At 46.2% G+C, this 22,008-nt stretch carries 19 protein-coding genes; 12 read left to right on the top strand and 7 right to left on the bottom strand.

What is annotated here, in order from left to right:
- Positions 1 to 50: 50 nt before the first annotated feature.
- The 3 genes from MKY19_RS29065 to pgmB all read left to right on the top strand — a co-directional run bounded on the left by MKY19_RS29065 (position 51) and on the right by pgmB (position 5,310).
- Positions 51 to 1,139: a sugar ABC transporter permease gene (locus MKY19_RS29065; RefSeq protein WP_042194677.1), complete on the top strand. Its 1,089-nt coding sequence runs from the start codon at positions 51 to 53 to the stop codon at positions 1,137 to 1,139.
- On the top strand, positions 1,139 to 2,230 hold the full coding sequence (locus MKY19_RS29060) for a carbohydrate ABC transporter permease (RefSeq protein WP_094868352.1): 1,092 nt from the start codon (positions 1,139 to 1,141) through the stop codon (positions 2,228 to 2,230). Before MKY19_RS29065 ends, MKY19_RS29060 begins: the two co-directional genes overlap by 1 nt.
- Before the next feature lie 74 nt (positions 2,231 to 2,304).
- Complete coding sequence (pgmB, locus tag MKY19_RS29055) at positions 2,305 to 5,310, top strand: beta-phosphoglucomutase (RefSeq protein WP_339799317.1); 3,006 nt, start codon at positions 2,305 to 2,307, stop codon at positions 5,308 to 5,310.
- Between the two features lie 70 nt (positions 5,311 to 5,380).
- Here the strand turns inward: pgmB and MKY19_RS29050 are convergent, their stop codons facing one another.
- Genes MKY19_RS29050 through MKY19_RS29040 form a run of 3 tightly spaced genes read right to left on the bottom strand, consistent with a single transcriptional unit; the run spans position 5,381 to position 8,677 of the window.
- Positions 5,381 to 6,772, bottom strand: coding sequence for an aldehyde dehydrogenase (locus MKY19_RS29050; RefSeq protein ID WP_339799315.1), 1,392 nt, complete (start codon positions 6,770 to 6,772; stop codon positions 5,381 to 5,383).
- Positions 6,773 to 6,803: 31 nt separating this feature from the next.
- Positions 6,804 to 7,778 (bottom strand): aldo/keto reductase, encoded by a 975-nt coding sequence (locus MKY19_RS29045; RefSeq protein ID WP_042192711.1) that lies wholly within the window; start codon positions 7,776 to 7,778, stop codon positions 6,804 to 6,806.
- Between the two features lie 2 nt (positions 7,779 to 7,780).
- Positions 7,781 to 8,677, bottom strand: a complete 897-nt coding sequence (locus tag MKY19_RS29040) for a LysR family transcriptional regulator (protein WP_339799313.1) — start codon at positions 8,675 to 8,677, stop codon at positions 7,781 to 7,783.
- Positions 8,678 to 8,773: 96 nt separating this feature from the next.
- On the opposite strand from MKY19_RS29040, the gene MKY19_RS29035 reads away from it, so the two are divergent.
- Positions 8,774 to 9,661: a DMT family transporter gene (locus tag MKY19_RS29035; RefSeq protein ID WP_339799311.1), complete on the top strand. Its 888-nt coding sequence runs from the start codon at positions 8,774 to 8,776 to the stop codon at positions 9,659 to 9,661.
- Positions 9,662 to 9,775: 114 nt separating this feature from the next.
- On the opposite strand, the gene MKY19_RS29030 is transcribed toward MKY19_RS29035, so the two are convergent.
- Positions 9,776 to 10,822 (bottom strand): FUSC family protein, encoded by a 1,047-nt coding sequence (locus MKY19_RS29030; protein ID WP_339799309.1) that lies wholly within the window; start codon positions 10,820 to 10,822, stop codon positions 9,776 to 9,778.
- Positions 10,823 to 11,180: 358 nt separating this feature from the next.
- Between MKY19_RS29030 and MKY19_RS29025 the strand changes: the two genes are divergently transcribed.
- The 7 genes from MKY19_RS29025 to MKY19_RS28995 all read left to right on the top strand — a co-directional run bounded on the left by MKY19_RS29025 (position 11,181) and on the right by MKY19_RS28995 (position 18,416).
- The gene (locus MKY19_RS29025; protein ID WP_042194671.1) at positions 11,181 to 12,290 is read left to right on the top strand and encodes an ABC transporter ATP-binding protein; all 1,110 of its coding nucleotides are present in this window, start codon (positions 11,181 to 11,183) and stop codon (positions 12,288 to 12,290) included.
- Positions 12,280 to 13,092 (top strand): ABC transporter permease, encoded by an 813-nt coding sequence (locus tag MKY19_RS29020; RefSeq protein WP_042192705.1) that lies wholly within the window; start codon positions 12,280 to 12,282, stop codon positions 13,090 to 13,092. Before MKY19_RS29025 ends, MKY19_RS29020 begins: the two co-directional genes overlap by 11 nt.
- Positions 13,082 to 13,915 carry an ABC transporter permease gene (locus MKY19_RS29015; protein ID WP_042131492.1) on the top strand — a complete coding sequence of 278 codons (834 nt, stop codon included), beginning with the start codon at positions 13,082 to 13,084 and terminating at the stop codon, positions 13,913 to 13,915. Before MKY19_RS29020 ends, MKY19_RS29015 begins: the two co-directional genes overlap by 11 nt.
- On the top strand, positions 13,912 to 14,985 hold the full coding sequence (locus MKY19_RS29010; protein WP_076284904.1) for an ABC transporter substrate-binding protein: 1,074 nt from the start codon (positions 13,912 to 13,914) through the stop codon (positions 14,983 to 14,985). Before MKY19_RS29015 ends, MKY19_RS29010 begins: the two co-directional genes overlap by 4 nt.
- A 209-nt stretch (positions 14,986 to 15,194) precedes the next feature.
- Positions 15,195 to 15,869 carry a response regulator transcription factor gene (locus MKY19_RS29005; protein ID WP_339267747.1) on the top strand — a complete coding sequence of 225 codons (675 nt, stop codon included), beginning with the start codon at positions 15,195 to 15,197 and terminating at the stop codon, positions 15,867 to 15,869.
- Positions 15,866 to 17,233: a HAMP domain-containing sensor histidine kinase gene (locus MKY19_RS29000; RefSeq protein WP_339267745.1), complete on the top strand. Its 1,368-nt coding sequence runs from the start codon at positions 15,866 to 15,868 to the stop codon at positions 17,231 to 17,233. Before MKY19_RS29005 ends, MKY19_RS29000 begins: the two co-directional genes overlap by 4 nt.
- Before the next feature lie 202 nt (positions 17,234 to 17,435).
- Positions 17,436 to 18,416 carry an alpha/beta hydrolase gene (locus MKY19_RS28995; RefSeq protein ID WP_339267743.1) on the top strand — a complete coding sequence of 327 codons (981 nt, stop codon included), beginning with the start codon at positions 17,436 to 17,438 and terminating at the stop codon, positions 18,414 to 18,416.
- Between the two features lie 71 nt (positions 18,417 to 18,487).
- On the opposite strand, the gene MKY19_RS28990 is transcribed toward MKY19_RS28995, so the two are convergent.
- The 3 genes from MKY19_RS28990 to MKY19_RS28980 all read right to left on the bottom strand — a co-directional run bounded on the left by MKY19_RS28990 (position 18,488) and on the right by MKY19_RS28980 (position 21,116).
- Positions 18,488 to 19,309 (bottom strand): class I SAM-dependent methyltransferase, encoded by an 822-nt coding sequence (locus tag MKY19_RS28990; protein ID WP_339799305.1) that lies wholly within the window; start codon positions 19,307 to 19,309, stop codon positions 18,488 to 18,490.
- A gap of 293 nt (positions 19,310 to 19,602) precedes the next feature.
- Positions 19,603 to 20,454 (bottom strand): 1,4-dihydroxy-6-naphthoate synthase, encoded by an 852-nt coding sequence (locus MKY19_RS28985; RefSeq protein ID WP_042192692.1) that lies wholly within the window; start codon positions 20,452 to 20,454, stop codon positions 19,603 to 19,605.
- Entirely contained in the window at positions 20,454 to 21,116 is a 663-nt protein-coding gene (locus MKY19_RS28980; protein ID WP_339799303.1) for a futalosine hydrolase, read from the bottom strand. The genes MKY19_RS28985 and MKY19_RS28980 overlap by 1 nt, the downstream gene beginning before the upstream one ends.
- A 287-nt stretch (positions 21,117 to 21,403) precedes the next feature.
- Here MKY19_RS28980 and MKY19_RS28975 point away from each other — a divergent pair, with 287 nt between their 5' ends.
- Entirely contained in the window at positions 21,404 to 21,877 is a 474-nt protein-coding gene (locus MKY19_RS28975; protein WP_076284899.1) for a MarR family transcriptional regulator, read from the top strand.
- The last annotated feature ends 131 nt before the right edge of the window (positions 21,878 to 22,008 follow it).

The following is a 22,008-nucleotide window of genomic DNA, read 5'->3' as shown; positions in this document are numbered from 1 at the left end:
TAGGAGGAGCTGGAGCTAATATGGGTGGACAATCACAACTACAACCACAAATGAAGCCACAATTAAAAGCCAAGCAGACGGTAAGCCTTAGGGCGGTATTGCTGTCTCTTTTAGTATTAATAGCCAATGTTGTTGTTAATGGCTCGATCTTTTTATTCTTTCGGGATTCCACGCTAAACCCGCTACTAACGGCGGTTCTGGCTGTTCTATGGGGGGTTCTGGGTGTTTATCTGATCTATTACACACTTACCTGGGCAGTCGAGCAATATCCTGATTACGTACGCCGAAAGGTATTGCCTTATATTTTTATTGGTCCGGCAGTGATTATATTGGGGTGGCTATTGGTGCTGCCTGCGCTGCGGACGCTGTATTTAAGCTTTTTCAATGCTTCTTCAGAGAAATTTGTGGGTCTCAGCAACTATGCAGCGATCTTTAGCGACCATCTAATGGCGACGGCGCTGCGTAACAACTTACTTTGGGTATTCGTTGGTACACTGGCATGTGTAGCTTTTGGGCTCTTGATTGCAATTCTTGCTGACAGAAGCAGCTATGAGAAGCTAGCTAAATCGATCATTTTTATGCCGATGGCTATTTCTTTTGTAGCCGCAGGTGTTATTTGGAAGTTTGTATATTACTATCAACCCGGCGATGAACAAATTGGACTTTTGAACGCCATCGTTACTTATTTTGGGGGAGAACCACAGGCATGGACGAGTATGCTTCAGCCGTGGAATAACTTTTTCCTCATCATCATTCTGATCTGGATGCAGACCGGATTTGCGATGGTGATATTCTCGGCAGCTATTAAGGGAGTTCCTGATGACATATTGGAAGCTGCACGAGTAGATGGTGCTAATGAGGTGAAGATCTTCTTTGGAATCATGATCCCCTACATTTCAGCAACCATTCTGACTGTGACAACGACCATTATCGTCTTTACATTGAAAATATTTGACGTCGTCATGGTGATGACAGGAGGTCAATACGATACAGAGGTAGTGGCTACACAGTTTTACCGCCAATTCTTTATGTACCGGAATTTCGGTTACGGCTCCACGCTGGCTATTGTTCTGCTGATCGCGGTGTTGCCTGTGATCATAATCAATCTACGTCAGTTCCGTAAGCAAGGGGGATTCTAATGGCCGGGAAAAAGAAGAGAAAAGGCAGCAAGACGATTGTTAATATCGTGCTGGGTGTGATTTGTTTCATTTGGTTGCTTCCGACCCTTGGGCTGTTCATTTCCTCCTTCCGTCCGGCTGCCGATATTCTGCAGACTGGATGGTGGAAAGCTTTCCCCCATCAGGAGTGGAAGGCTGGAGAGACCCTTCAGCTATCGAAGGATGTGGATCTGCGGGAGCCGATCGAGGTAAACGGTAAAACCTATACCGATGAGCAGCTGAAGGCAGGCGTGAAGGCCGATGGCAGTCGTTTGATGTGGGAGAACCGCAGAGCGCGTACCATAAATCAACAGGAACAAGGCTGGAAAATGACACCGGATCTCACATTGGATAACTACAATAACGTGCTCTCGGGCAAGGAATACAAGCTCAAGCAAGCTGATGGCAGTGAAACGGTGCAAAAAGGTACCGGATTGTCGCAGGCCTTCTGGAATACACTGACGATTGCTGTTCCGGCGACGGTCATTCCGGTGTTGATCGCTTCTTTTGCCGCCTATGCTTTTGCTTGGCTACGTTTTCCTGGACGCCGCACGCTTTTTGTCATCATTATCGCAATGCTCGTTATTCCAATACAAGTGGCACTTATTCCAGTGCTTAAAGATTATACGGCTCTTGGACTGAACGGAAGTTACTTGGGCATTTGGCTGGCACATACGGCCTTTGGATTACCGCTGGTTACCTACTTTATGTATAACTTTATCAGTCAGCTTCCTAAGGATTTGTTTGAGTCAGCTTTTATGGATGGGGCGAGCCATTTCACTATTTTCAGTAGGCTGATTCTACCGTTATCTGTGCCTGCACTGGCTTCTATCGGAATCTTTCAATTCCTATGGGTGTGGAATGACTATTTAGTCTCGCTGATTTTTATCGGCAATCAACCGTCAGTGCAGGTCATGTCGATGAAGATCGCCGACTTAGTAGGCTCACGAGGCAACGACTGGCATTTACTCACCTCGGCTGCATTTATCTCTATGCTGATGCCGCTCGCGATTTTTTTCCTGCTGCAAAAGTATTTCGTCAGAGGGCTTATGGGTGGATCAATAAAAGGTTGATTTGAACATTGCAGGAATTATAAGGATAAAGTATAGCTAATTGAACAAAACTGTGTCAGGAGGAGCATAGAGAGATGAAGATGAAACCATACGTACATCCGGCTGCGGTGTATCCTTACCGGGAGTGGAGTCTTGATGAGGAGACTTATGATGAAGAGAACAATCAAAGAAGCGAAAGTGTATTTGCTCTGGGTAATGGATACATTGGCATGCGCGGTAATTTCGAGGAAGGCTACCATGGCCACTCGGGCTCATCTGTAATAGGGAACTACTTGAATGGATTTTTTGATTCCGAGCCTATTGTGTATCCAGAGGGAGCTTATGGGTATCCTTCCCGCAACCAAGCTATGCTGAACGTGACGGACGCCAAGATTATTAAACTCAGCATTGAAGGTCATACCTTTCAGTTGAACAGTGGGCAAGTGCACCGTTATGAACGGAAGCTGGATATGCGAAATGGGATCTTGCATCGGCAGGTAGAATGGGAATCTCCTGCCGGACACAGGGTACAGCTGAACATTCGTCGGATGGTGGCCATGCAGCATAAACATTTAGCGGCCATAGATTACGAGGTCAAGGCATTGAATTTTGAGGGAACCCTAACGTTTACTTCATCCATCGATGGTGAGATCCAAAGGCCGGAGGTCACGGATGACCCCCGGCTGGGATCAGGGAGTAAGGAACCCAATTTACTGCTAGTCGAAACCGGTCATGAGCTCGAGCAGTCCTTTTTGTGGATGAAGCAGAGGACGCGGCATACTGGGTTTGCTCTTTTAACAGGGATAAGTCACAGTCTGAATTGTAGCTCTAGATATGAAAGGCTCGTGCAGCTAGAAGATCAGCGATTGTCCATGCAATGGGTTGTTCCAGTGATAATGGGGGAAAGGATCTCCCTGACCAAGTACATTTCGTATCACACTTCTAAGGATTATGCAGAAGACGAGCTGTTAGGCAGGTGCTTAGAAGTGCAACACTTGGCGGAGAACTGTGGGTTTGAAGCGCTAGTTCATGAACAACGGGCTTTTCTGGATCAATTCTGGGCACATACCGATGTGGAGATTCAGGGCGATCTTGCGCTTCAACAGGGTATCCGTTTTAATGCTTTTCAATTGCTGCAATCCGTAGGACGTGACGGGGTTACGAACATCGGGGCCAAGGGCCTGACGGGTGAAGGATACGAAGGTCACTATTTCTGGGATACTGAGATGTATATGATACCCTTCTTTACATTTACACAGCCGGAGATTAGCCGGAAGCTACTCGAGTTTCGTTATGCTACGTTAGATAAGGCACGGGAACGGGCAGCAGTCATGTCTCAGAAGGGAGCACTGTATCCTTGGCGCACCATAGACGGGGCTGAGAACTCTTCCTATTTTCCGGCAGGAACAGCACAAATGCATATTAACGCGGATATTTCCTATGCCATTAAACAGTATGTCCGGGCAACTGGCGATTATGAGTTTCTGGTCCTGGAGGGGGCGGAAATGATATTCGAGACCTCCCGCTTTTGGGTGGATCTGGGTCATTTTAATCCGGCCAGAGAGGGTGCGTTCTGTATTGACGCAGTAACAGGTCCCGATGAGTATACAGCTATCGTTAACAATAATGCATACACTAATCTTATGGTACGGGATCAACTCTATTATGCATATGAGATAGCCAGACTGTTAGGAAAGCAGTATCCGGAGGATTTTGAACGTCTGAAGGGCAAGATTGGTCTGACTGAGGAAGAGCCTGGTGATTGGCTGGTCGCCGCAGAAAAAATGTATGTCCCTTTTGATGAGGAGCATGGCATCTATGCTCAGGATGATACGTTTCTGACTAAGAAGAAGTGGGACTTTGAACATACGCCAGCGGATAAATATCCACTTCTGCTTCATTACCATCCGTTGGTGATTTACCGTCATCAGGTGCTCAAACAGGCAGATCTGGTGATGGCCATGTTTCTGTTAGGTGATCAGTTCAGCTTGGCGGACAAGATCCGCAATTACAATTATTATGAGCCGCTAACGACACATGATTCTTCTTTGTCACCGTGCATTCACAGTATTATTTCTGCTGAGATTGGTGATTTAGCGGGGGCGTACGCCTATTTTGACCGCACGGTACGGATGGATTTAGATGATATTAACCGCAATGTGAAGGACGGGCTGCATACTGCTGCTATGGCAGGATCTTGGCTGTCGATTGTGAATGGGTTTGGTGGGATGCGCTTATGTGGCGGTATGCTGTCCTTTAATCCTGCCTTGCCAGCACAATGGGACAGCTATCGGTTTAAAATAACAAGCGGTGGGCACTTATTGGATATTTATGTTGATAGTAAGGTAGTGATTTATACACTACTGACAGGTGAAGAGATTGAAATTCTACATAAAGGGAGCCTTGTGCAGTTAACTGTAAAGAAGCCGGTGACCCTTTCAAATGTGAAGCAGCTTGAAGCTGTTATTTTCGAGCTGGACGGGATTATTACCGATTCTAGTGAGTATCATTATATGGCCTGGAAAGCCTTAGCCGATGAGCTGGCGATTTCTTTTGATAGAGAGAAGCATGTACGTCTGAAAGGCCATAGTCGAATGGAATGTTTAGAGATTCTACTGGAGGGAAGCGGTCTGAATTTACCCCAACCGGTAAAAGGAATGCTCTGCAACAAAAAGAACGAAAAGTATAAACAGCTTATTCAACAAATGACACCGGATGATTTGCACCCGGGTATCCATAGTCTTCTGACCGATTTGAAGAAAAAGCGAATCCCTGTCGGACTGGCTTCCGTTAATGAGAATGCAATGCTGATTCTTGAACGATTGAAGATCGGGCGCTTGTTTCAGGCGATTGCTGACCCTAAAAACATCCGTATGGGCAAGCCAGATCCGGAAATTTATTTACAGGTTACCGAGATGCTGGGCATATCACCTGACTGCTGCGTAGCTATCGAAGATACAGCGGAGGGGATAGCTGCCAGCAAAGCAGCTGGTATGAGGTCCGTTGGAGCCGGAAGTCCATCCTTGAAAGAGAGTGCTGAGCTATGGTTCCCTTCTACCGCGGAGTTGCATGTAGAGAAATTGGTACAGTTGTTTGAGTAGTGAAAAGTATTTCTCCCGATAAGCTTAATAAACAACAAGCCTCCCGGTCATGGGAGGCTTGTTGTTTTGTCTACTTCAATACTTTCCGCACCAGCTTGATCTTATTCCCATAGGGTGGGTACACAATCCCGAGGTCGATTCGTGTGCCTCTCTTAACGATGCTTTTGCGGTGGGAAAAGACTTCAAAGCTGTGCTTCCCGTGATAGCCGCCGATTCCAGAGTTGCCTACCCCACCAAACGGCAAGCTAGCGTTCGCCACATGCGAGATCGTATCATTGATGCAGCCTCCTCCGAAAGAGACTTGGGAAAGCACCTCTTGTTCAACATTTTTATCCTCTGTGAACAGGTAAAGCGCAAGTGGTTTTGGATGCTCGTTAATACTCCGGATAGCTTCATCCAATTGATGATATTCTAATATGGGTAGGATCGGACCGAAGATCTCATCTTCCATAGAAGCGTCAGTCCAAGCCGCAGGATAGATTAGTGTAGGTTCAATATAACGTTCTTCTGAAATGACGGTTCCGCCCATAACCACCTTTTCCCGATCCCGTTCAATGAGACTGGCGAGTCTTTGCAGCTGGCGCTCATTTACGATCCGGCCATAATCTGTATTCGGCTGCGCATTTTGACCGTAGAATTCAGTAATCTGATGTTTGATTTTGGTGATCAATTCATTAGCAATGTCCTTATGAACGAGCAAATAATCGGGGGCGATACAGGTTTGACCGGCATTTAATAATTTTCCCCATACGATTCGCTTCGCTGCAACATCAAGATTGGCTGATGTGTCGACAATGACCGGACTTTTCCCGCCAAGCTCCAAGGTTACAGGCACTAGATTCTTCGCAGCGGCTTCCATCACGATTTTGCCGACCGGAACACTGCCCGTGAAGAAAATATAATCAAACTTGGCATGGATCAGCAGATTGGTGGTCTCTTTCTCCCCCTGAACTACGCGAATATACTGGGGTTCGAAGGTCTCCTGAATGAGCTGCTCTATAACAGCCGTAATGGCTGGTGTGCTCTCCGATGGCTTGAGGACAGCGCAGTTTCCAGCGGCAATGGCGCCTATAAGCGGTTCGATCAGCAACTGAAATGGATAATTAAAAGGACCTATAATGAGCGCGGTACCGTAAGGTTCACTTAAGATATAACTCTTCGCAGGAAATAAGTGCAGTGGTGATCTAACCTTTACGGGCTTCGCCCAACGTCTGAGATGCTTCATCATGTAACCTAGGCTGTCCAAGGTGAAGCCAATCTCTGTGGCATAAGCCTCGAACTCACTTTTTCCTAAATCCTGTTGTAAGGCAGTGATAATACGACTCTCGTATCGTTTAATACTGTCTTTAAGTTTCTGAAGCTGACTAAGCCGAAAGGCAACCTCTTTAGTTGCGCCACGATTAAAAAAGTCCTTATGCTCTTCAAGCATCGCTTGAATGCTAGCCGTTGTATGTGTTGTCATAATACTCCCCTCCTTCATTGTAATAGCTAGATTATGGGAGCCGATAAAAAGCGAAAGGCTCGCCAAAGCGGAAGGAATCACTTGCCTCATCCAGCTTGCTCACTGTTTCTTCGTTAAGCTGAATGGAGGTACTATGCAAATTCTGTTCCAGCTGCTCCACGCGTGTAGCCCCAACAATAACTGTCGAGACGGCAGGACGATTCATGAGCCAAGCTAAGGAAAGTGCAGTAGAAGAGGTTCCCAGTTCTTCAGCGATCTGCCCCACTTTGTTCCCCAGTTCGATCCGTTCATGATTCAGGAATCTTTTGAAATTAGGATCGGTATCTGCTCTGGACCCTGAAGGTGCTGAACCGTTTGAATTATATTTGCCTGTGAGAATTCCGCCCGCCAGTGGAAAATAAGGAATAATCCCTACACCTTGATCAAGACAAAGGGAGAGAAGCTCATTCTCCGGGGTCCGATCTGCTAAGGAATAGCTACACTGAATTGAAATATATTTGGCGAAGCTCCGTGCCTCACTAATTCCAATCGCCTTCATTAATTGCCATGCTGTATAGTTGGAAGCCCCGATATAGCGTACTTTGCCCGAAGATACCATATCGTCCAGGGTCCGTAACGTCTCTTCGAGTGGCGTATTGGGATCGAAGGTGTGAATCTGGTATAGATCGACATAGTCCGTTTTTAGGCGGCGAAGACTATCTTCTAATTCCTGCATCAAATGACGCCTCGAGGAGCCGCTTCCGTTAGGTCCGTCATGCTTAACTAAGCCTGCTTTAGTGGCGAGAACAGCCTCATGTCTTCTACTTTCCAAGGCCAGACCGATAATTCGCTCAGATTCGGAGCCAGCGTAAATATTAGCGGTATCGATAAAGTTAATGCCATGATCCAGCGCAGTATGTACGATCTGAATGGAGGTCTCTTGATCCGCCCTTTTACCAAAAGCATTTGTCCCCAGTCCCAATGCGGATACTTGTAGTCCGCTATTTCCAAGTCTTTTAAAGTTCATCTTCAGCACTCCTCATCATCCATTTTTTTAGGCTTAGTAAAAAGATCCAGAGCTGTCTCCATGAACATCTTTACAGCTATGGAAGTATCGGTAAGCGAGCTGACTGCGATATGTATATCTCTATAGGCGTCGGGCTGCAGTTCACGGGTTACTACATTTGGAGGTAAAGATAACAAAGATAACTCAGACATCACACCCACAGCCAGCCCCTCTTGAACCATATTAAGAGCTGTTGCATAGTTATTAACCACATATTTCACATTCAGATAGCTGCTGCTTCTGCGGAATAAATCTACCACCGGTGGTTCATAACCTGCTTTACAGATCAGCATAGGCTCACCCGCTAACTCTCTCACACCTATGACAGACCGTTTACGCAAAGGATGGTCATCTCTAATTACGGCGTACAGCTTTTCTCTATATAGTGGGATGGTTTCGAACGCCTCGCAAGGAGCGAGTAATAAGCCAACATCAATTTCTTTGGATTCCAGCCATTCTCTGACTTCGGCGATAGAGCCCTCCTGCAGGCTAATCGTGATATTCGGATATCTTTCAGTGATAGAGCTAATAATCTTCGGTAAAAAATAGGCAGAAGCCACAGGAAAAGCCCCAATTCGAATGCTTCCCTTCTCAAGTCCCCTCTCGGCGGAAATCTCCTGATTGACCTTATCAAAGCCCATTAGAATTTCACGGAAAATAACAAGGATACGCTTGCCGATGTCAGTAAGCATTAGACCGTTCCGTCGATCTCGAAGTAATAGCTTTACATCCAGTTCGGCTTCTAGAGAGGAAATTGCTCGACTGACAGCAGGTTGAGTCATATTCAGTTCTACACCAGCCTTGGTAAAACTACCGCTCTCCGCGATTTTGACGAACAAACGAATCTGAGTATTGTTCATAACAAATATGATATGCCCCTTATGAGTATTATTCATTTCATTTATATTCTTAATTATTGTATCATTTGTGATGAATCTACACCAAGGAGTGAATACATGAATCAGCAGAAGAAAAGCATCATCCTTCTTATATTTTTGGTGATTGTATGGGGCATAAATTGGCCTATATCCAAGATCGCCTTAGACTACGCTCCACCCTTATTATTTGCAGGTATCCGAACCGTTATCGGCGGATTCATTCTTATTCTAATTGCACTTCCTAAGATGAAGGAGCTCCGCTTCAAGCAGCTATGGCCGATCTATCTGACTTCGGCTATATTAAGTATCGTGTTTTATTATGGATTTCAGACGATTGGCTTGCAGTATGTACCCGCAGGATTATTCTCGTCCATTGTATTTCTGCAGCCGGTATTGCTGGGCATTTTTTCATGGCTGTGGTTAGGAGAGAGTATGTACGGGCTCAAAATGGCAGGTCTGTTGCTAGGGTTCATCGGAGTAGGCTCCCTCAGTATTGGAGGACTTAACGGAAGCATCTCTGTATGGGGAATTGTGCTTGCTTTAGCCAGTGCTTTGAGCTGGGCATTAGGAACGGTATATATGAAACGAAATGCTGTGCGCGTGGATATGCTATGGATGACCGCTATGCAAATAACGATCGGTGGTATCATTTTGCTGCTTTCGGGATCTGCTACAGAGAAGTGGTCGGATATCACCTGGAGTGGAACGTTTATAGCCGATACGCTGTTTATTGCAGTCTTTGTGATCGCTTTAGGCTGGCTGATCTATTTCAAGCTGATTAACGAGGGCGAGGCAGGGAAGGTCGGATCATTCACTTTTTTGATTCCACTGATCTCGATAGGTACTAGCGTAGTCTTTTTAAATGAGCAGATTACTTTGAATCTTGTGATTGGTCTACTGCTTATTGTTAGCAGCATTGTTCTGGTGAATGTGAGGATAGGACGTGCCGCGAAGCAGTCGGTTTAGTTGATTTATGTGGTGATTGTAGTAATCAGGGGCGTATGAGGGCATATTGATGAATAGGCAAGCATAAACGCCTTCGGCATCCTTATATTTGAACAAAAGGGACACTCCCGAAGCTTATAGCTTCTGGGAGAGTCCCTTTTTAATAAAACGTAAAGCGCGTGCGACTTCAGCTGTTGAGGGCCGAGTGGCTACAACATAAGTAGCAGATTTAGCCCGCTCTACTTCCTCCAACACCCGGTTTAAGTGACTGAAGACCGCACCAAGATCACGAATGCTTGATAGCGAACAATTCCCTTGTAGTTCAGAGAAACTAGCCAGTTGCAGGTCTCGAGCGTGCTCTATACAATCGGCAAGAGAACGTTGGCACTCGGCGTCTGATAAAGTTCTGGTTCCATAAAGCGCAATACAATCTGCAGTTGCTTCCAACACTTCCTTCATCCAGTCAGAAGAGGCATGATGCGCGGGTAGAAGGCGAATTTCGTCTGCAATTTCTTGGACGTAAGAATGAATGCTCTTCAGATGTGAAGTAGCTTGTATGAGTCCCTTCAGTTCACCACGGCACTGATAATGTGTGAGGGTATAGAACATTTCTTTTTGTTCCCGGCTGCTATTCGACAGGAGTTTACCTGCTTCCTCCAGCAAATTATCTTTCGGAGAATCACGTCTTACGCCTACGAGATCTTTTAATGCATCCGCAAGTAGAAGACTTCCTTCGAATGCCAATGCTTTTACCTTGACGAACCTGTTCGGCGGCACGATAATCATATTGATGGCCAGAGCGATCAGCACACCAATGAACGTTTCCCCTATTCTCCAAAGCACGTAGTCATTCTGGTAAAAGGTAAGAGCTAGAACGGAAGTAACACCCACCTGTGAGACAGCTTGAATGTTCATCTTACAGGCCGTAGCGATGCCAATCCCGATGAGTAGAATGAGCAGGATAGAAAGCCCACCTACATCAAAAAACTGGCCAACAATTAGGCTAACGATCCCGCCAAGAATAATGCCGATCAGGCGGTAGATTCCTTTTTCTAGCGATGCTTTAACACTGGCTTGGGTGATGAGGATAGCCGCAAGGGGTGCAAAGTATAAATATTGGCTACCATATATGCTGTGTACGGCGACCCATGAAAGTGAAGCGGCCAGCGTAATTCGTATCATGTAAAGTGAGAAACCATATTTTTCAAGGCGGTCTTGTAACCCCTCGTTCATTATCATTCATCTTCTTTCGGAAAAAAATGAAAAAACTGTCTGGTCTTTCAGTTCGTTTTCATTATAACACCTTAAAAAAGGCCTGGAGGACTGGATATTTTACAAAGTTGTTAAGTTTACGCATTCCTTATCCATGTAAGCTATCGCATATAATGGTACAATCTAATATGCTATATCTATTGGAGTGTCGAATGAGAGGAGGAATTGTCGCTTATTAGCGCTGAGCATGCCCATTCGATTGTTCTCCGCGAGATGCGGGTAAAATAGTATTGTGATACTTTAGGCAGGGAGGTTGTTAGCTATAGCTATTCAGGAAGGCACCATTATTTCATTTGAAGAGGTTACCAAGCAATATGACGACGAAGATCCGGTGTTAAAAGGAGTCAGCTTTGAGATAGAGCGCGGCAAATTCTATACACTACTTGGTCCATCAGGCTGTGGTAAAACGACTATTCTACGATTGATCGCTGGGTTCGCAGAGCCAACAAGCGGTTCTATCTATTTAAATGGTAAAGTGATCAACCACATTCCAGCCAATGAGCGGCAGGTCAATACGGTCTTTCAGGATTACGCATTGTTTCCACACCTGAACGTATTCGAGAATGTGGCTTTCGGACTGCGCATTAAGAAGCTTAAGAAAGACGTCATCACGAAGAAGGTGCAGGAAGCGCTAAGTTTCGTTAACCTTGTGGGCTACGAGCAGCGTGCCATTAACGAAATGTCCGGTGGTCAACGTCAGCGCGTGGCTATTGCTCGTGCGATTGTGAATGAGCCGCAGGTTCTTTTGCTGGACGAGCCGCTATCTGCGCTCGATCTGAAGCTGCGAACAGAGATGCAGTACATACTGCGTGAAATGCAGCAACGACTTGGCATTACCTTTATTTTTGTTACACATGACCAGGAAGAGGCACTCGCGATGTCCGACTGGATTTTTGTCATGAACAAAGGAAAAATCGAACAAAGCGGAACACCTAATGATATCTATGATGAGCCAATTAACCGTTTCGTGGCTGATTTTATTGGCGAGTCCAACATTGTTCCGGGTGTTATGATTGAAGACTATCTGGTGGAGTTTAATGGGCGCCGCTTTGAATGTTTTGATGCTGGTCTTAAACCAAACGAATCTGTGGAGATTGTTATACGCCCCGAGGATTTGGAAATTTCAACGCTGGAACAGGGTAAGCTACGTGTGCGAGTGGATTCCCAGTTGTTCCGGGGTGTCCATTATGAAATCAGTTGTTATGATGAATCCGGACATGAATGGCTTGTGCATTCTACACGTAAGGCGACTGTAGGTAGTGAAATTGGCCTTTATTTTGATCCGGAAGCGATTCATGTTATGCGTTTTGGTGAAACGGAGGAAGAGTTCGACAAACGTCTGGAAGCTTACGGCGAGGTGGAGAGTCATGAAGAATAAGGGCAGATCGTATTATCTCATCCCTTATTACCTGTGGATCGCCTTGTTTGTAATCGCACCAGTGCTGCTTGTCATCTATTATTCTCTATTTGATCTGGATGGGCATCTTACGCTAGATAACTACGTGAACTTCTTTACACCTGTGTACTTAAAAATGACGCTGACCTCATTCTGGTATGCGTTTTTGATTACAGCATTCTCTTTGCTGGTCGCCTATCCGGCGGCATATCTGTTGACGAGAACGAAGCATAAGCAGCTATGGTTATTGCTGATTATTTTACCGACATGGATTAATTTACTGCTGAAAACTTACGCTTTTATCGGCATATTTGGTACGTTCGGACCAATCAACAATTTCTTTGATCTGCTTGGAATCGGAGAACAGCAAATTTTGTTTACGGGCTTCAGCTTTGTATTTGTATCTGTGTATATCTTTATCCCATTCATGATCTTGCCGATCTACAGCGCTTTGGAGGATCTTAATTTATCCTTGCTGGATGCGGCACGTGATCTGGGTGCTTCAGGCTGGACGACGTTCCGGCGCGTTATTTTTCCATTGACCATTTCGGGTGTACGTTCCGGTTGTATGGCGGTATTCATACCAGCGCTGTCCCTGTTTATGATTACTCGTCTGATTGCAGGCAACAGGGTCATTACACTCGGCACTGCGATTGAGCAGCATTTTCTGGTCACACAGGACTGGGGCATGGGCTCCACGGTCGCAGTGTTTCTGATTGCTATTATGGCGCTGTTCATGATTATTACCGGCGGATCGCGGAAAGGGGTGCGGAATGAGAAATAAAAACGGGTTCTCCAATCTGTACCTAGTGCTAGTGTTCGCTGTTCTGTATGCGCCAATCTTCTATCTGATGTACTATTCGTTCAACAGCGGGGGGACGATGCACAAGTTCGAGGGCTTTACGTTGGATTACTACCGTGAGGTCCTTCAGGATACACGTCTGATTATCATCATGATTAACACGCTTGTAATCGCGCTTCTGTCCTCGGCTATCGCCACGCTTATCGCTATTATTGGTGCATTGGCCATTAAGAGTGTACAGAACCGCCGTGCTAAAAACACCTTGTTATCTCTGAACAACGTGTTGATCGTTAGCCCGGATGTCATTATCGGTGCATCGTTCCTGATCCTGTTCACTATTGCAGGCATCAAGCTTGGGTTCGTGTCCGTCCTGCTTTCGCATGTCGCGTTCAGTGTACCGATTGCCGTGTTGATGATTCTGCCGCATTTACAGGATATGAGTCCTTCACTGACGGATGCCGCACGTGACCTCGGCGCAAGCCGCAAGGATGTTCTGACTAAGGTTATTCTGCCGATTATCAAACCGGGGATCTTTAGTGGATTCTTCATGGCACTTACGTATTCACTGGATGACTTTGCAGTTACGTTCTTCGTAACGGGTAATGGCTATTCGACACTATCGGTTGAGATTTATTCCAGAGCTCGGCAAGGGGTGTCGTTATCCATTAATGCGTTATCGACACTGATCTTCCTGTTCACGATACTGCTCGTTGTCGGTTATTACTTCCTGACCCTTAAGAAGAACCGTCAGAATACCTCGGAAGCTGTGGCGGAGCCAGTGGCGGAAGCGGGGGTGCCTAGATGAAACAGCTGGTAAATGCTTTTTTGGCGATCATGATCACGGCATTTGCTCTAATGTACTTGGGCTCCTGGATGAACTCGAGAGAGGGCTATTCCGGTGGGAATACACTGACTATCTATAACTGGGGCGACTATGTCGATCCTGATCTGTTGAAGGAATTTGAAAAAGAGACCGGATTAACGGTCATTTACCAAACTTTTGACTCTAATGAAGCTATGCTAACTAAAGTGGAGCAGGGTGGAACTACTTTTGATGTCGTAATTCCTTCGGATTACGCCATTGCTAAGATGAAAGAAGAAAATTTGCTCATACCGCTGGATCATAGCAAGGTTCCGAATCTAAAGAATATTGATCCGCGGTTTATGGACCTTTCCTTCGATCCTGGCAACAAGTATTCCGTGCCTTACTTCTGGGGAACCGTCGGAATTATCTTCAATCCGGAGATGACCAAAGGGATGGATTTCACCAGCTGGGATTCCCTCTGGGACAGCAGGCTGAAGAACAACATTTTCTTGGTGGATGGAGCACGTGAAGTGATGGGTATGGCTTTGAACAGCCTGCACTATTCCGTTAATGACCGGGATGAGGCTCACCTGCAAGAAGCGCTGACCAAGCTGAATAGGCTGTCTCCTAACGTTAAGGCGATTGTCGGAGATGAGATCAAGATGCTGCTTGCCAATGAAGAGGCTGCTGTTGGGATTGTGTGGTCCGGTGATGCTTCTGAGATCATGGATGAGAATGATAAACTGGATTATGTAGTGCCTGAGGAAGGCTCGAACAAGTGGTTTGATAACATGGTCATTCCACGAACTGCGGATAATGTGGATGGAGCGCATAAGTTCATTAACTTCATGCTTCGCCCAGATGTAGCGGCTAAGAATGCAGAATACGTAGGTTATTCCACACCTAACATCCCTGCGCTGGAGCTACTTCCGAAGGAAACTTCCGAGGATACCCGTTTCTACCCGCCTGCTGAGATTACGGATCGGCTTGAGGTGTATGATAATCTTGGCAAACGGATGCTTGCTCATTACAATGAGCTCTTCCTGAAGTTTAAGATGAATAAAAAGTAAGTCGTTTGGAGGTAAAGTCAAACGACTTCAAGAGCGTCTACATGCGGATTACCGTGTTAGACGCTCTTTTTTGAAAGATAAGAAAGTATAAGTTTTGCGCTTTCGTGAAACGATCATCACCCTTTAAATGATGCCGAAGGCGTTCCTTCTTGGCTGGAAGTATATTGTAGTATAATGGCTAGGATGGATAACAGGAAAAGAGGGTACGAATGCCTACTATACTAGTTGCTGACGACGATGCGAACATTCGCGAACTCGTCTGTTTATTTCTACGTAACGACGGATTTGACACAGCCGAAGCTGCAGACGGCAAAGAAGCGTTAGCCGTTTATGCCTCAAAGCAGGTTGATCTTGTTGTACTCGATATCATGATGCCGGTTATGGATGGGTGGACGTTATGTAAAGAGCTCCGAAAAGCCAATCCGGATCTTCCCTTACTTATGCTAACTGCGAGAGGTGAAACCTGGGAGAAGGTGAAGGGCTTCGAACTGGGGACAGACGATTATTTGACGAAGCCATTCGATCCGCTGGAGTTGACGGTTCGTGTTAGATCCTTATTGAAGCGATACAAGATTGGTTCCACTCAGACGATCCAGTTCGGCAACGTCGTCCTTGATCGGCAAACCTACAAGGTGATGAGAGGAACAGAGTCATTCACGTTGCCACTCAAGGAGTTCGAATTGCTGTATAAGCTCGCTGGAACACCCGGACAAGTCTATACGCGGGAGCAGTTAATCGATCAGATTTGGGGGATTGATTACGCTGGAGACGATCGAACGATAGATGTGCATATCAAACGTCTGCGCGAACGGTTCGCGTCTACACCTGATTTTCGCATTGAGACGGTCCGTGGACTTGGGTACCGGCTTGAGGTATATGAATGATCAAATCGTTATATACACGTGTTGTTCTGACCTTTCTTGTCTCCGTGATCGGAGGCACACTGATTTCTCTATTTGTGACAACCTGGGTATTTCAAGATAAATTAAACGAAAACCTGCGAATTCCCTTACTTCGCTTTGGTCAGGACATCGCCCGGATATACGAAACCTTACCATCACGTGAAGCGGATGTTCTTATAAGTGGAATGAAGCAGCTTGATTCCTACCATATTCGAATTTACGATGAGAATGGTCAGTTTGAGTCTTACGGAGTGCTTAATGGAGAGAGCCCTGTTACCGTGACTAGGGAGCAACTGAAGAAAGTATTGGCTGGTGAAGCTGTTCAAGTTAAACCGAGTATAGGTTCTTCCAACCTCTTAGGACTACCTTTGAAAACTGAAATGGGAACGAAGGCGATGTTTGTGGAGCCGATTGTGCCTCCAACTTTGTCTTCTACGAGGAATCTGCTATTTAATTTTTTGGCGTATTCGTTAATAACGGGAAGCGTATTGATACTGGTCGCTTCTATGTTCTTAGTGAGACCGATCAAAAGGCTTACAAAGGCAACTAGGCGTATAGCAACTGGGGATTTTAATGTCGAATTGAATATTAAGCAGATGGGTGAGTTAGGTACCTTGGCTAATAGCTTCGAGGAAATGATGCACGATCTGCAGCACCTTGAGCAAATGCGTAGGGAGTTCGTAACGAATGTGTCGCATGAGGTTCAGTCTCCGCTTACCTCGATATCTGGTTATGCTATTGCGCTCAAGAAAGTAGCCCTCACAGAGGATGAACGGAATCGTTATCTCGACATTATTATTGCTGAAGCTGAGCGGATGTCCAAGATGAGCGATAGTTTGTTAAAGCTGAGCTTGCTTGAATCGCAATCCCAACAACTGCGGCTTATCACGTTCAGTCTTGACGAACAGATCAGACGTGTAATCGTGGCGATACAGCCCCAATGGTCGGCACGCAACATTAGTTTTGAACTTGATTTGAAATCAGTAATTGTATGGGCTGACCATGACCTGTTAAGTCAGGTGTGGACGAATCTCCTTGGAAATAGCATCAAGTTCTCCAAGGATGACAGTGTGATTAACGTCAGCATCAAACAAGATTTGGACAATGTAATCGTCCGAATATCCGACACTGGCATTGGTATTTCTCCCGAGGACCAAGAACGTATATTTGAACGATTCTTCAAGGCAGATCGTTCTCACAGTCGCAAGTATGGCGGTAGCGGAATGGGACTGGCGATTGTCAAACAGATCGTCTCGCTTCATCAAGGTGACATTCGAGTGGAAAGTGAACCTGGAACCGGAACGACTTTCATCGTGACTTTACCTATCACAACACCGACAGCTTAAATTTGATTGCAAGGGCAAGGGCTATTCTTCATGCTCCGGCGTTACATGCAAACCTCCTTGCGTGTGATACCGGAGTTTTTTTTCACCTGTTCATATTCCGTTCATGTTGTCGTCATTAGGAGTACATCTTCTTTGGTTAAGCTCTCATTAGCGCAAACGTTAGGGCGACTTTAGAAACAGATTAGAACAGGAGAAGATGAGGGTGACACAAACAGATGTAATAAAAACGGAGAATGTAAAGAAGAAACATAAAGTACGTAACTTGTTGCTAAAAATATTAGGAGCAATAGTAATTTTGATCGTGCTTTTTCTAGCCGTTGTTTATACAGTTAATGTGATTAGCAACAAAACAGATCAGAAAAAAATACATCAATATGGTCAGTTAGTTCCTGTTGACGGAAAAAGTATGAATGTTTTGATCCAAGGACAAGGGGAGCAGACTATTGTGCTTATCCCGGGCTTTGGAACTGGAGCGCCAGCACTTGATTTTAAGCCGTTGATTGATGAGTTATCACCATTTTACAAAGTGGTCGCGGTTGAGCCGTTTGGTTATGGATTAAGTGATGAGACCGATAAGGAACGAACTACAGCGAATATCATAAGTGAGGTTCATGAAGCCGTACAGAATTTAAACATTGACCAATATATTCTAATGGGTCACTCCATTGGAGGTATTTACGGATTGGAATATGCGAAGAAATATCCAAACGAAGTGAGTGCATTTGTAGGGGTTGATAGTAGTGTTCCTGAGCAAGGCGGTATGGATGTTAAATTCCCGATAAAAAAATTAAAGCTGCTTAAAGACTCAGGTATCATTAGATTGGGATTGCAATTAAGCGGTGACCCTTATGATGGACTGCCATTTGATGATGAGACCAAAAAACAAATGAAATTGATATCGCTCAAAAATATGAATAATTCCACTACCTTAAATGAAATGGAACATATATATCCTAACTTTGTCGCAGCCAGAGGGTTGAAATTCGACAAGAACCTTCCCATTATATTCTTTATACAAGCGAATAATACAACCGTGAAAGATTGGATTCCTCTGCATGAAGGGCAAGTTAAGGAATCTGTGCATGGAAAAGTGATGACATTCGAAGGCGGACATTATTTACACCATTCCAGATCTAAGGAAATCGTTGAGAACCTAAATTTGTTCATGGAAGAAGTCAAATAAAATAAGAAAACGCTCCGACCTTCCTTCTAAATAAGGAAAATCGGGGCGTTCTTTGCGCTTAAGGGCGGAAATTATTTGATGCCAATTCTCATTCGGTAGCTGATCAGTACCTCTAAGGTGCGTCCTTGAAAATGGTGTTCAACCACTGAGGTGTAGTCGGCAATATCTTGCTCAAGCAAGGTGGCGTCGAGTTTCATTATCGTTTGTACGCCTCCCTGACTTAGGGTTAAGCCAATATAACGCTGCGCATCGCAGAGCTCTAGATTATGAAATACGATTTCTCTTGCAAAAGAGAAGGCCCCACTAGCCTTCATCCGTGACAAATGCCCTTCTTTATCCCATTTATGTGCTCTCTCCGTATCAGGTAAGAGTGAAGCAAGCAATTCTTCTGTTTTGGAAATCAGTTGATTGTAACGTTCTTCAACATTCTGTTGAAGGGCTAAAGGCCAGTCGCAATCGTAGGCGGCGAAGACACCACCTGTTCTCAAGACCCGGGAGATTTCTCGAAGTGTGCTTTCAGGATCCATCCAGTGGAATGACTGTGAGCAGGTCACTATGTCTACGCTGTCCGCTGCAAGTGGAAGCTGGTTAGAATAACCTTGTACAAAAGTGATGGATTGAGGATCTTCTATCCGGCTTAATTTATCGATTGCTTTTCCCAGCATATCTGGATTCGGTTCAATGCCAATTACGTTGTCCGCGACATCCTTCCACAGAAAAGTAGACAAGCCCGTGCCGCAGCCTATATCTGCGACGACTGAAGGTGTGCTGCCTAAGTAGTCGGTCAGCAGCTTGATGATCATGGCAGGAGCTTCAGGACGGTAGCGGTCATAGTCCTCTTGAAAGCCGAGAAATCGATCGATGTTTTGTTTGCTATTGTTTTCAGGTATCATGTGATCCTCCTTCATAGAACCTATTTATAGGTCTATTGTATAGCCATCGCTTCGCCATGCCAAATAATGGATCGAAGCAATCGCGGGGAATGTTACTCAGAACAAGCATAAATGCCTTCGGCGTCCTTATAAGGACGGCAAGTGTTTAAGCGAGAAATATAAGACATAAAGTATGGTGTGAAACTTATACTTTCTTATATTTTAAACAAAAATCCCCGGAGAACACCTTATGGTGTACCGGGGATTGTGGGTTATGTCTAGTTTTAAAGTGCGCTAAGAACGTCTAGCAAATGCTACCGAAGTAATGCAGGATCGATGGCAGGTACAAGTCCTTCTGCTGCAGCACGATTTAGTAAGGAGGTGATTGCAGCGTAGCCGTCATCGCCTAGATTCATCGAGAAGTCGTTCACATAGAGATCAATGTGTGATTTAGCCACTTCTGGAGCCAGCTCTTGAGCGTGGCTAAGCACATAATCTCTAGAGTCGGTAGGATGATCCCACGCATATTGTAGAGAGCTGCGAATCCAGCCAGTGATGGCATCGGCATCCAGATCGCGGCGAGCAATGATCGCGCCGAGTGGAATCGGCAGTCCGGTATCGCTTTCCCACCAGCTGCCCAGGTCAGTCAGCATATTAAGACCATAAGATGCGTAAGTAAAACGGGCTTCGTGAATTACCAGTCCAGCGTCGATATGTCCATCGCGTACGGCAGGCATGATCTCATCGAAAGGCATGACGACGATTTCGCCAATCCCTCCCGTTATATGCTGTGCTGCCCATAATCTGAAGAGCAGATAAGCGGTAGAACGTTCGCTAGGTACGGCAATTCGGCGTCCGGCTAGCTTCTCGGGACGTTTAATCGCGGTTGGGCCACTTGCTGTAAGAAGCAACGGCCCGCAGCCACGACCCAGTGCGCCGCCGCATGGCAGCAATTTGTAGCGCTCAAGAACCCAAGGTAGAGCGGCATAGGAGATTTTAAGGACTTCAGGTCCCTCTCCATTAGCAGCAAGCGTGTTGGTAATATCAATGTCGGCATAGGTTACATTAAGTTGTGGTGCATTCGGGACAAGCCCGTGTGCCCAGGCATGGAATACAAAGGTATCGTTAGGGCAAGGGGAAAAAGCGATATTAAGCTCAGTTGTCATTACAGCACCTCCAATAGTATAGCGGCTGCCGCCGTTAATGCTTCCATTGCATCGCCGATCTTCCAGGCGGCCCGGTCGCGGGGACCGACCGGGTTCGAGATGGCGCGGAGCTCCAGTACCGGGAGCCCCAGCGCCTCAGCGGCCACGGCAACTCCGTGGCCTTCCATCGCTTCCGCGACGGCACCGGGATGCCGCGCGATGAGGGCGGCGGACGTCTCCGCGGTGCCGGTCGCCGTCGAGACCGTAAGCACGGTCCCCGTGCTTACGGTCAGTCCGGCCGCTGCCAGCGCGGCCGAAACTGCCTGTACCGTGCCGCGGTCAGCCGGCACGGACACGCTGCCGAAGCCAAGCTCGGCAGCGCTGCGAAAGCCCTCCGGCGTCTCGGCCCCGAGGTCGGCGGCAATCATCTCGCTGGCAACGACCAGCGAGCCTAAAGGTGCCACCCCCGGGAATCCACCGCCGATCCCGGCGCTGATTACGCAGCCGTAAGATCCGGCTGCGAGTGCCGCGGCGGTTCCCGCCGCCGCTGCTGCCGTACCTGCGCCGGCAGCAATCACATGGAACCTGTCGCTGCCTTTTAGGCCGCGCAGGACCGCGTCTCGCTCTGCGGCTACGGCTGTTACGATCAGCACGCGCCGCGTACCAGCTTGTTCCTCCACCATCAGGTTGCCTCCTTTGAGAGATGTGAAATCGCTTACTAAATAGTCATTCGTAAAGACAAGAATACGCCGTTTTAAGGGTCAGGTCAAACTTAGAGTGATTTTCATCACGCTCTTAAAAAGTCGTAGAAAGAACATTAACAGCTCGTTAAGCACCTTATGTTATCTTTTTGGAGTGGCGAGGTTGACAAAGGTAGCGTGAGGAAGTATAGTTATCTTAACTTAAAGATATTTAATGTAAAGACATTTGCTTTATATTGAACAACATCGCTGTCAAACTGGAGGTGGGAATGATGAGTAATACCGAAGAGAATGTTCGTAATACAGAGAATACTACGGAGATGGATCAGGCGTCTTCTTTAAAGTTATTTGTTGTATTATCTAAGGCTTACAGAAGCTTGATGGATCAAGCTGTGAAGGATATGAAGAGTTATGGGCTGGCATCTGCCGAGTTCATGGTGCTTGAGGTGCTGTATCACCGGACCCGTATTCCACTACAACAGATCGGGGAGAAGATTCTCGTTACGAGTGGAAGCATTACCTATAATATCGACAAGCTGGAGAAGAAAGGTCTGCTGAAACGTGTGCCGTGTAGTGAGGACAGACGCGTGACCTATGCGGAGATTACGGATGCAGGGCGTGAGCTGTTCGATAAGATTTTCCCGCGTCATGTGGCTTCGATTCATGATTTGATGCGTGGACTGGATAAGGATGAGAAGGGTCAGGCGATTGAATTACTGAAGAAGCTAGGCAAAGGTGTGTAGGAGCGCTGGAAGATCGTTATGTAGGGCGCTTCTGTAAGGTCGGAAGCAGCTCGCTGCTTCTTACCGCTGTAAGACAAAAAATTTTATCATATATCTTAATGTTAAGATAATTAAATCAAAGAAAATTGGAG

The organism is Paenibacillus sp. FSL R5-0744 (assembly GCF_037972555.1).
Classification (GTDB): Bacteria; Bacillota; Bacilli; order Paenibacillales; family Paenibacillaceae; genus Paenibacillus_AQ.
Note: the sequence above shows the minus strand (reverse complement) of the source record. Positions and strands in the feature narration are given on the sequence as shown.

What these genes read in the sequence shown, in the direction of transcription:
- MKY19_RS28975 (WP_076284899.1), top strand. Translation starts at nt 21,404, where the DNA reads ATGATGAGTAATACCGAAGAGAATGTTCGTAATACAGAGAATACTACG.
- MKY19_RS29020 (WP_042192705.1), top strand. Translation starts at nt 12,280, where the DNA reads ATGAAGAATAAGGGCAGATCGTATTATCTCATCCCTTATTACCTGTGG.
- MKY19_RS28985 (WP_042192692.1), bottom strand. Translation starts at nt 20,454, where the DNA reads ATGACAACTGAGCTTAATATCGCTTTTTCCCCTTGCCCTAACGATACC.
- MKY19_RS29035 (WP_339799311.1), top strand. Translation starts at nt 8,774, where the DNA reads ATGAATCAGCAGAAGAAAAGCATCATCCTTCTTATATTTTTGGTGATT.
- MKY19_RS29015 (WP_042131492.1), top strand. Translation starts at nt 13,082, where the DNA reads ATGAGAAATAAAAACGGGTTCTCCAATCTGTACCTAGTGCTAGTGTTC.
- pgmB (WP_339799317.1), top strand. Translation starts at nt 2,305, where the DNA reads ATGAAGATGAAACCATACGTACATCCGGCTGCGGTGTATCCTTACCGG.
- MKY19_RS29040 (WP_339799313.1), bottom strand. Translation starts at nt 8,677, where the DNA reads ATGAACAATACTCAGATTCGTTTGTTCGTCAAAATCGCGGAGAGCGGT.
- MKY19_RS29000 (WP_339267745.1), top strand. Translation starts at nt 15,866, where the DNA reads ATGATCAAATCGTTATATACACGTGTTGTTCTGACCTTTCTTGTCTCC.
- MKY19_RS28980 (WP_339799303.1), bottom strand. Translation starts at nt 21,116, where the DNA reads ATGGTGGAGGAACAAGCTGGTACGCGGCGCGTGCTGATCGTAACAGCC.
- MKY19_RS28990 (WP_339799305.1), bottom strand. Translation starts at nt 19,309, where the DNA reads ATGATACCTGAAAACAATAGCAAACAAAACATCGATCGATTTCTCGGC.
- MKY19_RS29030 (WP_339799309.1), bottom strand. Translation starts at nt 10,822, where the DNA reads ATGATACGAATTACGCTGGCCGCTTCACTTTCATGGGTCGCCGTACAC.
- MKY19_RS29010 (WP_076284904.1), top strand. Translation starts at nt 13,912, where the DNA reads ATGAAACAGCTGGTAAATGCTTTTTTGGCGATCATGATCACGGCATTT.
- MKY19_RS29045 (WP_042192711.1), bottom strand. Translation starts at nt 7,778, where the DNA reads ATGAACTTTAAAAGACTTGGAAATAGCGGACTACAAGTATCCGCATTG.
- MKY19_RS29060 (WP_094868352.1), top strand. Translation starts at nt 1,139, where the DNA reads ATGGCCGGGAAAAAGAAGAGAAAAGGCAGCAAGACGATTGTTAATATC.
- MKY19_RS29005 (WP_339267747.1), top strand. Translation starts at nt 15,195, where the DNA reads ATGCCTACTATACTAGTTGCTGACGACGATGCGAACATTCGCGAACTC.
- MKY19_RS29065 (WP_042194677.1), top strand. Translation starts at nt 51, where the DNA reads ATGAAGCCACAATTAAAAGCCAAGCAGACGGTAAGCCTTAGGGCGGTA.
- MKY19_RS29050 (WP_339799315.1), bottom strand. Translation starts at nt 6,772, where the DNA reads ATGACAACACATACAACGGCTAGCATTCAAGCGATGCTTGAAGAGCAT.